Genomic DNA, 15,572 nt, shown 5'->3' with positions numbered 1-15,572 from the left:
AACCATGCCTACCCCCACCAAGGGTCCCCGTCTCGGCGGCGGTCCGGCCCACGAGCGACTGATCCTGGCCAACCTGGCCCAGTCGCTGTTCGAGCACGACTCGATCACCACCACCGAGGCCAAGGCCAAGCGCCTGCGCCCGCTGGCCGAGCGTCTGGTGACGTTCGCCAAGCGCGGTGACCTGCACGCGCGTCGTCGCGTCCTGTCGGTCATCTCCGACAAGGGTGTCGTGCACCGTCTCTTCACCGAGATCGCGCCCGACATGGCCGAGCGTCCCGGCGGCTACACCCGCATCACCAAGATCGGCGCCCGCAAGGGTGACAACGCCCCCATGGCCGTGATCGAGCTCGTCCGCGAGCCGATCGCCAAGAAGGCGACGGTCAAGGAGGCGGAGGCTGCCACCAAGCGCGCCGCCAAGCAGGCTGAGGCCAAGGAGGCCGCGGCTGAGACCAAGGCCGCCGAGGACGACGCCAAGGCAGAGGACACCACCGAAGCCGTGGTCGCGGAGGTGCCCGAGGGCGCCGTCGTCGCCAACGAGGACGGCTCCTCGCCCGACGCGGCCTACACGGTCAAGGGCAACGCGGACTCCGGCAAGTACCACGAGCCCGACGGCCAGTGGTTCGACCAGACCGTGGCCGAGTTCTGGTTCAAGTCCGGTGCCGACGCCGAGGCCGCTGGCTTCACGAAGGCCGGCGCCTGACCCAGGCAGCCACACGGCACGATCGAAGAGGGCCGTTCACCCATCGGGGTGGACGGCCCTCTTCGTGCTTTCAGGACGGCGTGTGCCGGGTGGCCGGCTCGGCGCGGAAGGCACCGGCGAGGGGCAGGATCGCCAGGATGAGGACCATCGGGACGGCGAAGCCGGGACGCAGCGAGTCGGCGCCGACGACGCCGGTGAGGACCGCACCGAGCAGCCCGCCGACGTAGTTGAACTGGTTGAACCGCGCGATGACCGCGTCCACCCTCGCCCGCCTGGCCTCCGGGTCGAGCCCGCCGCCGGCCACGACGGCCGCGGCCGAGAAGGAGAGCGGAGCGATGACGGCCACGGACCCGCCGAGCACCGTGAACCCGAGGACGGCGACGGGCCACGACGGCGAGAAGACGATGACTGCCAAGGCTGCGCAGGCGACGAGTGCGCCGACCCTCACCAGCGCCACCGCCCCGAGCCGCGCGACCGCGGCGTCTCCGGCGAGCCGGGTGGCCAGGCTCGCCACGAGGTAGGGGAGCGTCGCGAGCGGGAGCAGCCAGTCGGGCGCCTGGTGGACCGACTTGAGGAAGACCGGGCCCCAGGTGGTGGCCGCCGTGTCGACCATGTAGAAGAGCACCATCGCGGCGCCCAGGAGGGCGATCTTGCGCCAGGGCACGTCCAGGGCTGCGACGTCCGGGGCCACCGGGGTGTCGGCTCCCGCGGGCAGCAGGGGTGCCGCCAGCAGCCCGAGGGCAAGGACGCACAGGGGCAACAGGCCCGCGACCAGGCCCAACCGCGTCACCGCGATGGTCACGACGGTCGCGACGATGCCGCCGGCAGTCCACGCGCCGTGGAAGGACGGCAGGATCGTGCGGCCGTAGCGGTGCTCGACAGCCACGGCCTGCATGTTGGAGGCGGCGTCGACGATGCCCAGGCCCAGGCCGTAGACGGCCAGTCCTGCGACGAAGACGGCGCGCTGGGGTGCGACGGCCACGGCGCCCAGCCCCACGGCCTGGAGGGCGAACCCGGCTCGCAGGGTGCTGGCGCTGCCCATCCGGGTGGCTGCCAGCTCGGCAAGGGCCGACCCGGCGCCGGCGAGCAGCACCACCATCAGCAGCAGGCCCGAGACGAACAGCTCCGACAGGTCCCAGATCCTCTGGAACCGCGGCAGGCGGGTCGTCAGCGAGATGAACAGCAGGCCCTGCACGGCGAAGGCCGCAGCGACAGCCGCGCGGTGTCGGGACAGCGCGGTGGCGGCCTGGGGCGCGGCGGTGGCACTCCTCACGCGGCCACTCTCGCAGACCCCGGGTCTCGCAGAGGTCAACCACCGGGCGTGGCTAGGCTTGACGCATGGATCAGGAGCAGGGGGAGCGGCCGACCGTGCCCCTGCGGATCCGCCTCGACTTCGGCTACGACGGCACGGACTTCTCGGGGTGGGCCGCTCAGCCGGGCCTGCGGACCGTCGAGGGTGAGCTGTCAGCAGCCCTGACGACGATGCTGCGCGCGGAGCAGCCGGTCCGGCTCACCGTGGCGGGGCGCACCGACGCCGGTGTCCACGCGCGCGGCCAGGTGGCGCACCTCGACGCCGATGTCGACGCCTGGGCTCTGCTGCCCGGCCGGTCGACGCGGACACCGCAGCAGGCGGCGCTGAGCCGGCTCCGCGGCATACTCCCTGCGGACATCGGTATGCGGTCGGTGTCCGTTGCCCCGCACGGTTTCGACGCGCGGTTCTCCGCCCTGCGGCGCCGATACCTCTACCGCTTGGCCGACCAACCGGAGCTGGCCGACCCGCTGCGTCGGCGCGAGACCGTCGTCGTCACCCGAGCCCTCGACGTCGACGCCATGCACGCTGCCGCGCGGCGGCTGGTGGGGCTCCACGACTTCGGGGCCTTCTGCAAGAGGCGGGAAGGGGCCACCACCGTGCGCACCCTGCTCGAGTACTCGTGGCAGCGCGGCCCCGACGGCACGCTCGAGGCCACCGTGGTCGCCGACGCGTTCTGCCACTCGATGGTGCGCTCGCTGGTCGGCGCGGTCGTGCCGGTGGGCGAGGGGCGCAAGGAGGTCGGCTGGCCGGCTGAGGTGATGCAGGCCGCGGTCCGCGACGCCGCCGTGATGGTCATGCCCCCACACGGGCTGTGCCTCGAGGAGGTCGTGTACCCCGACGACGCGGATCTGGCTGCGCGCGCGAAGGAGTCGCGGGTCCGGCGAAACCTCGCCTGACCGGGCCGGGTGCGGGCTAGGACTCCTCGGGCAGGGGCGGCCCCAGGACCTCGAGCCCGTACCTCGGCCCGACGGCGTTCCACCGCGGGATCTCCTGCTCCATGGGTCGCCCATCGGGGCCGGGCAGACGGCGCTCGCTCGCGGGCAGGCCCACCTCGTCGTAGAGCCCGAAGAGATGGCCCGGGTCGGCGAGGCCGACGAAGCGCACCGGCCGGTCGCCGGTGACGCGGAAGGCGTGGGGGAGGTTCGGCGGCAGCCAGATGAAGTCGCCCCCGACCAGATGGAAGACCTCGTCGCCCGCGCGGTACGTCATCGCGCCGTCCAGGAGGAAGAACGCTTCGGCCTCGCGCTGATGGCGGTGCAGTGGTGTCGCGATTCCCGGCGGCTGGGTGACCAGGGCGACGCCGAGGGTCCCGCCGGACTCCTCGGCCGTCAGCAGGTGCTCGAACAACGAGCCCATCGCCCAAGTGGCCCGGGCGGTCCCCCCGGCGCGGAAGACCGCTCGGGGCGGGGGCTCGTCCCCAGCGTCGAGCGGACGGTGCGTGGCGGTCGTCGACTTCTCGGTCATGGGGTTCCTCCCGCATATTCATCCGAAACGGATTCGGGCGAATATTGGTAAGGTAGGCCCGATGAGCGACTCCGTCAAGCCCCGGCGCTACACCTCCCCGGTCCGCGCCGAGCGGGCCGCCCGCACCCGCCGCGAGGTCCTCGCGGCGGCGCGAGAGCTGTTGTCCAGCCAGGGGTATGGCGCCACGACGGTTGCGCAGGTGGCTGCACGGGCCGGGGTGTCGGTCGACACCGTCTACGCGAGCGTGGGCCGCAAGCCCGAGCTGGTGGTGGCCGTCATCGACATGGTCCTGGGATCGTCGGACGAGCCGATCCCGGCCGAGCAGCGCGACTATGTCCGGGCGGTGAGAGCTGCCCCGTCGGGCCGGGACAAGATCGCCGTGTATGCCGCGGCGCTCGGTGCGCTCATGCCTGCGACGGCGCCGCTCATCGAGGCCCTGCGCCACGCCGGGGACCACGACGAGGAGTGCGCCCGGACGTGGACCCGGCTGGTCGAGCGCCGAGCGTCGAACATGCTGCTTTTCGCCGCCGACCTGCGGTCCACCGGACACCTGCGAGCAGACCTCACCGACCGGGAGGTCGCCGACGTGGTGTGGTCGACCAACGCGCCGGAGTACTGGCTGTTGCTGCGCTCGCGGGGTTGGTCCCCCCAGCGCTACGCGGACCTGCTCGAAGACCTCTGGTGCCGCCTGTTGCTCGAACCCGAGCCGCAGGTCAGCCGGTGATCGCGGCGTAGCCACGCGAGTCATGGATCGCCAGGCCGGCGAAGGCAGGGGAGCCCGAGAAGGCATCCCGGACGAGGCTCAGCTGGCTGTCCATCTGCGCCAGGGTCATGCCGTGGAACGTCTGCTTGACCTCGGTCGGCTCGACGCCGAGGTCGTTCGTCTCCTGCCCGATCCGCACCGGCCGTCCGAGCTGGGCGCCGGCGGCGACCCCCGCCGAGGCCACGGCGATGGTGCCGTCCGGTCCGTCGGCATGGTTGCGGTAGGCCATCACGGCGACGGCTTCGGTGCGCCGCATGACCTCGCGGTCGAGGGTCGAGCCGTTCGCGGGGACCTCGTCGAACCAGAAGGGGATGTCCGCCTCGATCGGCGCGCCTGCGGTAGCCGCGTGGAGCCGGTCGAGGGTGGCGAGGTACCTCGTGATGACCGCTCTGCGGTTCTTCGTCCAGGCCGGGGTCGTGTAGGGCTCGATGTCGACGTGGACCCCGGTGAACAGCCCCGTCGCGAGCGCCGGCTGCAGCCAGCTGGTGACCACCCGGGCCGGGTCGTCGACCCAGCCGGGATCGCCGCCGAGGGCGTCGACGCGCACCCTCGCGACGTCGGCCAGCGCGACGAGCCGCTGGAGCTCGGCGAGCTCCGGTGAGCTGTCCACGTGCGCCGGCACGGCGGCATACAGCTGACCGATGCCGCGGGCCGTCGCGAGGCTGACGACCGCCTGCGGGTCGGAGGTGTCCCAGACCCACATGGCGCGAGCCGAGGCGGGGCGAGCCGACCGGTCCACCGTCGGGAGCGGGGCGGCCACCGCCTGACCCGCCACCGTCACACCGAGGGCTCCGACGATCGCCACGAGGGCGACCCTAGCGAGGGAGCAAGAACCAGGAGGCGAGCTGGGATGCTGGGGCGGGTTTCGTCCCGTTCCGCCCGGCCAGAGAACTGAGATGACGCGCGGGGGTCGCGTACAGCACCCTTGACCCCGTGGGACACCTCGACATCAACACCGTGAGCTTCGCCCTGCCCGACGGCAGGCCGCTGCTCAGCGACGTCTCGCTGCGGGTCGGGGAGGGTGCCAAGGTGGCGCTCATCGGCCCCAACGGCACGGGAAAGACGACGCTCGGTCGGATCATCGCCGGGGACCTGGTGGCCCACGAGGGTGCCGTGACCCGCTCCGGTGGCCTGGGGGTGATGCGCCAGTTCGTGGGGTCGGTCCGTGACGAGTCGACCGTGCGTGACCTGTTGCTCTCGGTGGCCCCGGAACCGCTGCGCCGAGCGGCCGCCGAGATCGACCGCACCGAGCTGTTGATGATGGAACGGGACAGCGAGGCCGACCAGATGGCCTACGCGCAGGCGTTGGTCACGTGGGGCGACGTGGGCGGCTACGACTACGAGACGCTGTGGGACGTCTGCACCGTCGCAGCCCTCGGTATGCCGTTCGACAAGGCGCAGTGGCGCAAGGTCACCACGCTGTCGGGCGGTGAGCAGAAACGGGTGGTGCTCGAGGCGCTGCTGCGCGGTCCCGAGGAGGTGCTGCTGCTCGACGAGCCGGACAACTACCTCGACGTCCCGGCCAAGAGATGGCTCGAGGAACAGCTGATCGCCTCCGCCAAGACGGTGCTGTTCGTCAGCCACGACCGCGAGCTCCTCAACCGGGTGGCCACGCGGGTGGCGACCCTCGAACCCGGCGGCGCCGGCTCGACGCTGTGGGTCCACCCCGGTCGGTTCGCGACCTACCAGCAGGCGCGCGACGACCGGAACTCCCGGCTCGAGGAGCTGCGCCGCCGCTGGGACGAGGAGCAGGCCAAGCTCAAGGCGCTGGTGATCATGTACCGCCAGAAGGCGGCCTACAACTCCGACATGGCACCCAAGCTGCAGGCGGCCGAGACGCGGCTGCGGCGGTTCGAGGAGGCTGGTCCGCCCGAGGCGGTGCCGCCTCGGCAGAACGTCCGGATGCGCCTCACAGGGGGTCGCACGGCCAAGCGTGCGGTCATCGCCGAGCGGCTCGAGCTGGCCGGCCTGATGAAGCCGTTCGACCTCGAGATCTGGTTCGGCGAACGCGTCGCGGTCCTGGGCAGCAACGGGTCGGGCAAGTCGCACTTCCTGCGGCTGGTCGCCTGCGGTGGCAGTGACCCGGACGCCGAGCACCGCCCCGTGGGCGACATCCAGCCCACGCCGGTGACCCACACCGGTCGGCTGCGGCTCGGCTCGCGCGTCAGGCCCGGCTGGTTCGCCCAGACGCACGAGCAGCCGGCACTGGTGGGCCGGACCCTGCTGGAGATCCTGCACCGCGGTGACGAGCACCGGACCGGACGACCGCGCGAGGAGGCGGCCCGCGTCCTCGACCGGTACGGCCTGGCCCGCGCCAGCGAGCAGACCTTCGACTCCCTGTCGGGCGGCCAGCAGGCGCGGTTCCAGATCCTGTTGCTCGAGCTGTCCGGCGCCACCTGCCTGCTGCTCGACGAGCCCACCGACAACCTCGACCTGCACTCGGCCGAGGCCCTCGAGGAGGGGCTGGAGGCCTTCGAGGGCACCGTCATCGCCGTCACCCACGACCGCTGGTTCGCGCGGGGCTTCGACCGGTTCCTGGTGTTCGGCGCCGACGGCCGCGTCTACGAGTCGGACGAACCTGTCTGGGACGAGGGGCGGGTCGCCCGCGCCCGCTGACCGGACGCGGAGGTCGTGGCGTGATGTCAGCACTGCCGTGGGACGGTCACCGCCCCGGTGGGACGTCGGGCACGGTGCCCGGCGTCCCACCTGTGGCGGCTCAGAGCTTGTTCGCCCTGTCGAGCCCGACCGCGCCGGACGGGCCGACCGTGGTCGTCACGAGGCCGTGCGAATCCACGTGGACCGGGGGCGCGCCGTTGGTGCAGCCGGACCCGGAGCGTTGGCTCGCCAGGACGTTGCAGTAGTCGCCCCCGGGGAGCCCCGTCTGGACGGTGATGGTCTTCGGCGACGTGCCGTTGTTGAAGGCGGCCCAACCCCGGTTGCCCCGGCTGAAGGCGATGACGTTGTCACCGTCGGTATAGAAGTTGGCCCGTTGCGCCTTCCCGACATAGTTGTGCCAGCCGACCATGCCGACGATGCCCGGGTTCCGGTGCGTGCACGTCCACCGTCCGGTGCCGCAGTCCGCGTCGGTGATGATGCCGTTCGCGTCAGAGGGCGGGGAGTCGTCCGGGCTGCTGAAGGTGAAGCCCGAGAAGACCTGTGGGGAGCCGTAGCCAGAGGCCAGCAGCCACTCGTTGGCCAGGAGGTACCGGCTGCCGTCCTTGTAGCTCAGGGCGTCGCCATTGCGCTCCGTGTCGTGGTTGGTCACGAAGGACAGCGTCCTGTCGCTGGGCGTCAACCCGGACCCGGACCCGAAGACCTGAAGCGTGGCGAGGCTGCCGATGTGCTGGTCGGGGTAGCTCTTGAAGGCGTCGCGGATCTGCTTGACGCCGTCGAGCCCGAGGACGCTCCCGCTGGTGGTGAAGGCCTGGGGCGAGAGGATGCCGGGACCACCGCCGAACACCTCCAGGGCCCAGTACGGGCGCAGTCCGTCCTTGGTCCGGTGGAGCTGCCGGTAGATCGCGTCGAGGTCTGCCTGGCCGATGTGCTTGGCAGCGTCGACGCGGAAGCCCGACACGCCATAGCCGATCAACGTGTTGAGGTAGGCGGCCAGCCGGGACTGCACGCCGGGGTCGGAGGTGTTGAGGTCGGCGAGACCGAGGAGCTCGCACTTGAAGACCTGGTGGACGTTGTTGAAGTCCTCGATGCCGCCCGAGCTCGAGGAGCAGTCGTTCGGGCCGGTGCCCTTCTGGTGGAAGTCGGCCGCGGTGTAGGGGACGGCCGGGTAGCTGAAGTGGGTGTATGACTGGCCCCCGTAGGAGGTGTTGCCCTGGCCGGTCATGTGGTTGATCACGGCGTCGACATAGACCTTGACCCCTGCCTGGCGGCAGGTGCTCACCATGGCGGCGAACTGCGCCGCGGTGCCCATCCGGCTGGTCAGGGTGTAGTCGACCGGCTGGTACACCTCCCACCACGGGTGCAGCACCGTGTCACTGCCGTTGCCGAGCGACGTCCGCTTCAGGGAGTCCGCCGGGGGTGCCACCTGGACTCCCCGGAACCCGGCCGGCCCCAGGTGGTTCGTGCACTCGCGCGCCACCGAGCTCCAGTTCCACTCGAACATGTTGGCGGTCACACCGGGTGCATCGGTGCGGTGGCCATCGTCACCATTGGCGTCTGCCGACGTCGCGAACCACAGGGCGAACCCGGCCGCCACGGCCGCCACCGTGACCATCGCGGTGCGCCGTGTTCCCCACGGTGGACGCAGGCGGGGCGCGTTGAGATCTCGGTCCATGAGCACTCCTTTGTGCTGCAGTCAGGGGACCGCGCGGACACGGCGGTCCTCGTCCATCGTGGCAGTCTCCCCACCCCTCGCAAGTCGGGTGGCTGGACCTGGGCCAGCCCCGGTCGGCCGGGTCAGCTCTCGAGGCCGAGGACGATCTTGCGCAGCAGGACGTTGAGCTGCAGCTTCTCCGGCTCGCTCAGGACCGCCATGGACTGCTTCTCGCGGACCACGGCGAGCTCGAGGGCCTGCTTCCACACCGCACGCCCTGCCGTCGTGGGCCGGACGATGATCCGGCGCCGGTCGAGAGGATCGCTCTCGCGCGTGACGTAGGCCAGGTCGACCAGCCGGTCCAGTCGGGACGTCATCGCGGCGCGCGTCACGTGGCACGCCTCCGCGAGCTGGGCCGGCGTCGTCTCGTTGGGCTCGGGCTGGATGAGCAGGGTGTGCAGGGTGTCGTACTCGGCCGGGCCGAGCCCGAGCTCGTCGAAGGCGGCCGCATTGGCGCGCTTGACGTGCCGGTTGATCGCGCCGATCCGCACCAGGGCCCCCTCGACCTCCGGGTCGAAACCCTTGAAGGTGCGTCGCCACCGCTCGACGTGCTGGTCGACCCAGTCCTGCTCCTGCTCCGCTGCCTGCCGCTTCGCCATGCCACCAGTGTGGCAGATCTGGATACCATCTGAGAATTAGATGACAGATAGTTAGACGGCGTACTAATGTTGACGACATGACCTCCACACCCGCCCCCTCGGCCTTTCGCCTGCTGGCCACCGGCCAGGGTCTGTCGTGGTTCGGCGACGCGTTCGCGCCGATCGCGCTGGCGGTCGCCGTCCTCGCCGGTGGCGGCACCGCCAGCCACCTGGGCCTTGTCCTCGCGGCCACCATGACGGCCCGCCTGGCCGGCACGCTCGTCGGCGGGGTCTGGGCCGACCGGGTGTCTCCGGGCCGCCTCATGGTGGCCAGCGATGGCGTGCGTGCCCTGAGCGCGTTCGCCACTGCCGGCTACTTCGCCACCGGCCAACACAGCGTGCTGCTGCTCTGCGCGCTCGCCGCCGTGACCGGTGGTGCCGCCGCCTTCTTCGGGCCGGCGTTCGTCTCACTGCGTCCGCTGCTGGTCGCGGCCGACCGGCGGCACGCGGCGAACGCCACCCTCAACATCCTCCAGAACTCCGCCTTCATCCTCGGCCCCGCCGCGGCGGGTGTCTTTGTGGCCTGGGCAGGCGCGCCCTGGGCCTTCGTGGTCAATGCCGTCTCCTTCCTCGTCTCGGCGGCCACCGTCGCGGCCATCCGGGTCGACGCACCACGCGCGCCGCGCGCTGGGATGCTCGCGGAGCTGCGGGAGGGCTGGCACGAGGTCACCAGTCGCAGTTGGCTGCTTGCGGGCCTGCTGGCCGCCACGGCATACCACGCGGCCTTCGGCGCCGTCACGGTGCTGATCGACGTCATCGCGGTGCGCGACCTCGGCGGCCCGACGGCGCTCGGCTGGATCTCCGCCGCGTCCGGGGCGGGCGGGCTGGTCGGTGGTCTCTTCGCACTGCGCGTGCCGCCGAGCCGCCCGCTCTTCGTCGGCTGGCCGTGCGTGGCCCTGATGTCGCTCTTCGCAGCGGCATTCGCCTGGCCGGGTCACCTGGGCGTCGTCATCGGCGCGGCCATGGTTGCCTTCGGCGGCCTGATGTACTTCTCGGTCTGCTGGGACACCGCGCTCCAGGACGGGGTGCCGCACGCGGTGCTCGCACGCGTGTCGTCGTGGGACATCCTCACGTCGTTCGTCGCGATCCCGGCCGGAAACGCGTTGGCCGGGCCGCTCGCGCACGCCTACGGGACCAGCCGGGTCGTCCTCGTGGCTGCCGTCGTGATGGCCCTCGCGTCGTTCGCGCCGATGCTGGTCCGGGGGTCGCGTGAGCTTCGTCGAGCGACTGGCCGTCCCGTTGCCGAACCGGCCCTGGCCACGGCCGGCTAGGCAGTGGCGACGTCCTCGACCACCGCCGGCTGGGGGCGGGTGCGCTCGCGGCGCCAGGCCGGCAGGAAGCACACAAAGCCGATGGTGCTGACGGCTCCGGCGACGACCATGGCGGTGGGGATCGAGGTGTGGGCGGCGAGCACGCCCAGCAGGGGCACCGCCACGGCGCCACCGGCCTGCATGACGAGGGAGCCGAGGGACAGGATCGTCGCGCGGTTCGTCGCGCTCGCCTCGCGGTGCAACAGGCCGGCATACGCAGGGCTCGCGGTCCCGTGCAGCGAGTAGGTCACCAGGTAGGCCCCGACCAGTGCGGCGGGTCCGAGGGCCAGACCCATCGCCACGACTCCGAGGCCGTTGAGGAGGCGACCGAGGACGGCGGCCCGCACCATCCCGAACCGGTCCGCGGCGCGACCGCCGAGCCAGGACCCGACCGAGAACAGCGCCCAGCCCCCTGCCGCTGCCGGACCCATCCACGCGCCCGCCGTCGTCGCCGAGCCGAGCAGGTCGGACAGGCGCAGGGGCATCAGCGTCTCGTACGCCGTCATCCCGATGACCCAGAACAGCTCGACGAGGACCAGGCCGGCGAGCACGCGGTTGCGGGTGACCAGGCGGAGTCCGTCGCGCACCACGACCGGGGTCTCGCGGACGGAGTCCACCACCCGGGAGCGGAGCCGGCTGTCGGTGTGGGGCGTCTCGCGCAGCAGGACCAGGGTGGCCACCAGGTGCACGACGCACAGGGCGACGAAGACCTGCACCGGCAACAGCAGGGCGCTCGACCCGGCGAACGGGTGCCACGCGACGAGGGCGCCGGACACCAGGGCGCCGCCGCCCAGGCCGATCCCGACCAGGACGCCCTGCGCCGACATGGCGCGGTGGACGTCGGCGCCAGGCTCGCGCTCGTGCACGGTGTCGACGTACCACGCCTCGAGCGGGCCGGAGTCGAGTGCGCGGTAGACGCCCATCAGGCCCGCTGCGAGCGCGAACTGCCAGAACGAGTGTGCGACGAGGTACGCGACCCCGGCGGCGATGTTCACCACGCCCGCGACGATCAGGAGCGGACGTCGTCCCAGGGCGTCGGCGAGCCCACTGGTCGGCAGCTCGAGCAGGAAGACCATGATCCCCTGCGCGGTCACGTAGAGGGTGATCTGCTGGACCGTGAGGCCGCGCTCGCGGGCTATCAGCGTGAAGATGCCGACGACGAAGCCGACGGGGAGCCACCGGGTCGTGCTGAGGGTGAGGAAGACGCGCCTGGCCGCGGCGGGGGAGAGGGTGGTCACGGCTGGTCCTTGCCGGTGGGGACCCGGTCGAGGTCCAGGGGGTAGATGGCGCTGTAGACGGCCAGGCGCCGCGCCCTCGGGTTCCCCTGCCCGACCCGGCGGTACCTCAGGAGCAGCTCGTCGATCTCGGCCTTGAGCTGTTCGACCTGCTCGGGAGTCGCGACGACGAAGTTGTCGCTCATGCCGGCGGCGTCGCGCCACTCCACCGGCCAGGTGCCCTCCGTGTCCAGCCAGCGCCCGAACTGCTCGGCGAAGTGGCGGGCGTAGTCGCGGACCAGCCAGTTGAGGGCCGTCTCGGAGTCCTCGTCGCCCGCGAAGTCGCTGGGCTCCCACGTGTGGAAGTCGGTGGCCGCCTGCCAGAGCCGGCGCTTGCCCTCGCCCTCGCCGGTGTCCGACACCAGTCCCACCGACTCGAGCTTGCGCAGGTGGTAGGAGGTCGCGCCCGAGTTGGTCGAGAGCCTGGCCGCGAGTCCCGTGGCCGTCGCGGGGCCGTCCACGCGCAGCGCGCTGAGCAGCCGCGACCGCAGGGGATGGGCCAGGACCTTGAGGGCGGCTGCGTCCAGACGCACGCCGGTGAGGTCGCCGAGCTGGGTGCGAGAAGTGGCCATGCGTGCACAATACCTTTGCACAGTCTGTTTGCACAACTGTTGTGCACGACAAGTGTGCGCAGACATCTGCGCAGGTCAGAGGCTGTTCGAGGGGCTGTGCGCAGCGATTTGGGTGCCAGGCGTCGGACCCGTAAACTTGATCACTGTTGTGCCGTGCGCCCTCGACAGGCGACACACCGGACCGCTCCGCGGGCCGGGCGCCTCGGGCGCACGCGGCATGCCGAACCATCGCATTTCCTCATGTACTTCCCGATGTAAAGGTTCAGAACTTTGCGCACCTTCACCCCGAAGCCGGCCGAGGTCACTCGCACCTGGCACGTCATCGACGCCACGGACATCGTCCTGGGTCGTCTGGCGAGCCAGACCGCGATCCTCCTGCGCGGCAAGCACAAGACCACGTTCGCCCCCCACGTCGACGGTGGTGACTTCGTCATCATCATCAACGCCGAGAAGGTCGCCCTCACCGGCTCGAAGCTCGAGCAGAAGAAGGCCTACCGCCACTCCGGCTTCCCGGGCGGCCTCAAGAGCACCTCCTACACCGAGCTGCTCGCCAAGAGCCCGGCCAAGGCCGTGGAGAAGGCCGTCCGCGGCATGCTCCCGCACACGACGCTCGGTCGTGAGCAGCTGACCCACCTCAAGGTCTACGCAGGCTCCGAGCACCCGCACAGCGCCCAGAAGCCCGTCCCGTTCGAGATGACCCAGGTCTCCCAGTAAGGATTTCTTGTGACTGACATCAACACTGAGACCCCGCTCGAGGGTGACGAGGTCGAGCTGACCGAGTACACCTCCGAGTCCGAGGGCCCCGTCTCCGACGAGCCGACGCGTCGCGCGAGCGCCACCGCGCCCGGCGCTGCGACCGGTCGCCGCAAGCAGGCCATCGCCCGCGTCCGCATCGTGCCCGGCACCGGTGAGTGGAAGATCAACGGGCGTTCGCTCGAGCAGTACTTCCCGAACAAGGTCCACCAGCAGATCGTCAACGAGCCGCTCACGCTGCTCGAGCTGGACGGCGCCTACGACGTGCTCGTGCGCGTCCACGGTGGTGGCCCCTCCGGCCAGGCCGGCGCGGTCCGCCTCGGCGTGGCCCGCTCGCTCAACGGGATCGACGAGGAGCTGAACCGTCCGGCGCTCAAGAAGGCCGGCTTCCTCACCCGCGACGCCCGCGTGCCGGAGCGCAAGAAGGCTGGTCTCAAGAAGGCCCGCAAGGCACCTCAGTACTCCAAGCGCTGATCCTGGCTCCTGCCAGCAGCACCGCCCAGGCGGCACCCGAGAACTCGGGTGCCGCCTGCGGCATTCGCAGGAGTAGGTTCGCACCAGTTTCATCCGCGCGCTCGGAGCAGGCCCCTCGAGGTATGCCGGGTGCGCGTCCTGATCGTCGGAAAGGTTCTCCTCCATGCCCACCACGGCACGACTCTTCGGTACCGATGGTGTTCGCGGTCTCGCGAACGTCGACATCACGGCAGAGCTGGCGCTCGGCCTCAGCGTGGCCGCCGCGCACGTCCTGGGTGACGATGCCCGCCGTGCTGGCCGGCGGCCCAAGGCCGTCGTCGGCCGGGACCCCCGCGCCTCCGGCGAGTTCCTCTCCGCTGCCGTGATCGCGGGCCTGGCCTCGGCCGGGGTGGACGTCTACCACGCGAACGTGCTGCCGACCCCGGCGATCGCCTTCCTCACCGCTGACACCCATGCGGACTTCGGCGTGATGCTGTCGGCGTCGCACAACGCCATGCCCGACAACGGCATCAAGTTCTTCGCCGCGGGCGGACACAAGCTGGACGACCAGATCGAGGACGAGATCGCGGCGCGCCTGGACCAGGACTGGGACCGGCCGACGGGGGCCGATGTGGGTCGCGTCGTCAACATGCCCGACGGTCACACCCGCTACATCGCCCACCTGCTGACCGTCCTGCCCAACCGGCTGGACGGCCTCAAGGTCGTCATCGACGGGGCGCACGGAGCTGCCAGCTCGGTCTCGCCCGAGGTGTTCCGGTTGGCCGGCGCCGAGGTGTTCGAGATCGGCACCGAGCCCGACGGGCTCAACATCAACGACGGTTACGGCTCGACCCACCTCGACCACCTCAAGGCCGCCGTCATCCGTCGGGGTGCCGACCTCGGCATCGCCCATGACGGCGACGCCGATCGTTGTCTCGCCGTGGACGCCGACGGCGTCGAGGTCGACGGCGACCAGATCATGGCCATCCTCGCGGTGTCCCTGAAGTCGCGCGGAGCCCTGGCGAAGGACACCCTGGTCGCGACCGTGATGAGCAACCTCGGCCTCGTCCAGGCGATGGAACGTGAGGGAATCGCCATGCGGCAGACCGCGGTGGGCGACCGCTACGTCCTGGAGGACATGCGGGCGTCCTCCTACTCCCTCGGGGGCGAGCAGAGCGGACACGTGATCTTCCTCGAGCACGGCACCACCGGCGACGGGGTGTTGACCGGCCTCATGCTGGCCGCGAGGGTGGCCGAGACCGGTCGGCCGCTGTCCGAGCTGGCCACCGTCATGCGCCGGCTGCCTCAGGTGCTGGTCAACGTCAAGGGCGTCGACAAGTCGCGGGTCGAGTCCGACGAAGAGCTCCAGCAGGCCGTCAAGGCGGAGGAGGTGGCGCTCGCCGGCACGGGTCGGGTGCTGCTGCGCAAGTCGGGCACCGAGCCCGTCGTGCGAGTCATGGTCGAGGCCGGCGAGCAGGAGCACGCCCAGGCTGTCGCCGACCGCCTCGTCGAGGTCGTCAGGGCGCGGCTGGCCCTCTGACGTCGTCCTCCATCTGGAGCAGGCCGACGATGTGGCGGGCGATCTCGAAGGCGCTCGTGGCTGCTGGCGACGGGGCGTTGAGGACGTGCACCACCGACCCTGACCGCTCGATGAGGAAGTCGTCGACCAGGGAGCCGTCGCGCCTCATCGCCTGGGCCCGCACCCCGGCCGGCGCCGGCACCAGGTGCTCGTCGCGGAGGTCGGGCACGAGGCGACGCAGGCTCTCGGCGAACCTGTGGCGTGACAGCGAGCGGGCGATCTCGGCGGACCCGGTGCGGTAGCTCCGTCGCGCCAGGCGCCAGAGACCGGGGTACGTCAGGGTGTCCCACAGCTCGCGCGGACGCACCGTGCGCCAGTCGTACCCCTCCCTCGCGAACGCGAGGACGGCGTTCGGCCCCGCGTGGACGTGCCCGCCGACCCCGCGGGTGAGGTGCACCCCGAGGAACGGGAAGTCGGGGTCCGGCAC

The 15,572-nt window shown here is 71.3% G+C and carries 16 protein-coding genes; 8 read left to right on the top strand and 8 right to left on the bottom strand.

The features are described from left to right. Positions 1-4: 4 nt before the first annotated feature. Positions 5-700, top strand: coding sequence for a 50S ribosomal protein L17, sunset domain variant (gene rplQ, locus BJ986_RS03935; protein ID WP_179420820.1), 696 nt, complete (start codon positions 5-7; stop codon positions 698-700). Positions 701-770: 70 nt separating this feature from the next. Here rplQ and BJ986_RS03930 read toward each other — a convergent pair whose 3' ends face one another. Then, on the bottom strand, positions 771-1,973 hold the full coding sequence (locus tag BJ986_RS03930; RefSeq protein WP_179420819.1) for an MFS transporter: 1,203 nt from the start codon (positions 1,971-1,973) through the stop codon (positions 771-773). Between the two features lie 65 nt (positions 1,974-2,038). Between BJ986_RS03930 and truA the strand changes: the two genes are divergently transcribed. Then, positions 2,039-2,908: a tRNA pseudouridine(38-40) synthase TruA gene (truA, locus tag BJ986_RS03925; protein ID WP_179420818.1), complete on the top strand. Its 870-nt coding sequence runs from the start codon at positions 2,039-2,041 to the stop codon at positions 2,906-2,908. A 16-nt stretch (positions 2,909-2,924) separates the two neighbouring features. Here truA and BJ986_RS03920 read toward each other — a convergent pair whose 3' ends face one another. After that, positions 2,925-3,476 carry a cupin domain-containing protein gene (locus BJ986_RS03920; protein ID WP_179420817.1) on the bottom strand — a complete coding sequence of 184 codons (552 nt, stop codon included), beginning with the start codon at positions 3,474-3,476 and terminating at the stop codon, positions 2,925-2,927. A gap of 61 nt (positions 3,477-3,537) precedes the next feature. Here BJ986_RS03920 and BJ986_RS03915 point away from each other — a divergent pair, with 61 nt between their 5' ends. After that, positions 3,538-4,200 carry a TetR/AcrR family transcriptional regulator gene (locus BJ986_RS03915; RefSeq protein ID WP_179420816.1) on the top strand — a complete coding sequence of 221 codons (663 nt, stop codon included), beginning with the start codon at positions 3,538-3,540 and terminating at the stop codon, positions 4,198-4,200. On the opposite strand, the gene BJ986_RS03910 is transcribed toward BJ986_RS03915, so the two are convergent. Then, positions 4,190-5,044, bottom strand: a complete 855-nt coding sequence (locus BJ986_RS03910; protein WP_179420815.1) for a hypothetical protein — start codon at positions 5,042-5,044, stop codon at positions 4,190-4,192. The two genes, BJ986_RS03915 and BJ986_RS03910, sit on opposite strands and share 11 nt — an antisense overlap. Before the next feature lie 128 nt (positions 5,045-5,172). Here BJ986_RS03910 and BJ986_RS03905 point away from each other — a divergent pair, with 128 nt between their 5' ends. Next, a complete protein-coding gene (locus tag BJ986_RS03905) occupies positions 5,173-6,855 on the top strand; it encodes an ATP-binding cassette domain-containing protein (RefSeq protein WP_179420814.1) in 1,683 nt (560 codons plus the stop codon). 100 nt (positions 6,856-6,955) lie between these two features. Here BJ986_RS03905 and BJ986_RS03900 read toward each other — a convergent pair whose 3' ends face one another. Both BJ986_RS03900 and BJ986_RS03895 read right to left on the bottom strand, forming a co-directional pair. Then, positions 6,956-8,527, bottom strand: a complete 1,572-nt coding sequence (locus BJ986_RS03900) for an alpha-amylase (RefSeq protein WP_179420813.1) — start codon at positions 8,525-8,527, stop codon at positions 6,956-6,958. 122 nt (positions 8,528-8,649) lie between these two features. Then, positions 8,650-9,165: a MarR family winged helix-turn-helix transcriptional regulator gene (locus BJ986_RS03895; RefSeq protein WP_179420812.1), complete on the bottom strand. Its 516-nt coding sequence runs from the start codon at positions 9,163-9,165 to the stop codon at positions 8,650-8,652. 77 nt (positions 9,166-9,242) lie between these two features. On the opposite strand from BJ986_RS03895, the gene BJ986_RS03890 reads away from it, so the two are divergent. Continuing rightward, a complete protein-coding gene (locus BJ986_RS03890; protein ID WP_179420811.1) occupies positions 9,243-10,475 on the top strand; it encodes an MFS transporter in 1,233 nt (410 codons plus the stop codon). Here the strand turns inward: BJ986_RS03890 and BJ986_RS03885 are convergent. Both BJ986_RS03885 and BJ986_RS03880 read right to left on the bottom strand, forming a co-directional pair. Further along, positions 10,472-11,752: an MFS transporter gene (locus BJ986_RS03885; RefSeq protein ID WP_179420810.1), complete on the bottom strand. Its 1,281-nt coding sequence runs from the start codon at positions 11,750-11,752 to the stop codon at positions 10,472-10,474. The genes BJ986_RS03890 and BJ986_RS03885 overlap by 4 nt on opposite strands. Beyond that, positions 11,749-12,360 carry a winged helix-turn-helix domain-containing protein gene (locus BJ986_RS03880; protein ID WP_179420809.1) on the bottom strand — a complete coding sequence of 204 codons (612 nt, stop codon included), beginning with the start codon at positions 12,358-12,360 and terminating at the stop codon, positions 11,749-11,751. Before BJ986_RS03880 ends, BJ986_RS03885 begins: the two co-directional genes overlap by 4 nt. Positions 12,361-12,630: 270 nt before the next feature. Between BJ986_RS03880 and rplM the strand changes: the two genes are divergently transcribed. From rplM to glmM, 3 genes are all read left to right on the top strand, one after another. Beyond that, positions 12,631-13,074 (top strand): 50S ribosomal protein L13, encoded by a 444-nt coding sequence (rplM, locus tag BJ986_RS03875; RefSeq protein WP_179420808.1) that lies wholly within the window; start codon positions 12,631-12,633, stop codon positions 13,072-13,074. Between the two features lie 9 nt (positions 13,075-13,083). Beyond that, a complete protein-coding gene (gene rpsI / locus BJ986_RS03870; protein ID WP_179420807.1) occupies positions 13,084-13,587 on the top strand; it encodes a 30S ribosomal protein S9 in 504 nt (167 codons plus the stop codon). Positions 13,588-13,750: 163 nt separating this feature from the next. After that, positions 13,751-15,106: a phosphoglucosamine mutase gene (gene glmM / locus BJ986_RS03865; protein ID WP_179420806.1), complete on the top strand. Its 1,356-nt coding sequence runs from the start codon at positions 13,751-13,753 to the stop codon at positions 15,104-15,106. Here the strand turns inward: glmM and BJ986_RS16575 are convergent. Continuing rightward, entirely contained in the window at positions 15,084-15,572 is a 489-nt protein-coding gene (locus tag BJ986_RS16575) for an FAD dependent oxidoreductase family protein (RefSeq protein ID WP_337795461.1), read from the bottom strand. The genes glmM and BJ986_RS16575 overlap by 23 nt on opposite strands.

It is taken from the genome of Pedococcus badiiscoriae (assembly GCF_013408925.1).
GTDB classification, from domain to species: Bacteria; Actinomycetota; Actinomycetes; order Actinomycetales; family Dermatophilaceae; genus Pedococcus; species Pedococcus badiiscoriae.
Note: the sequence above shows the minus strand (reverse complement) of the source record. Positions and strands in the feature narration are given on the sequence as shown.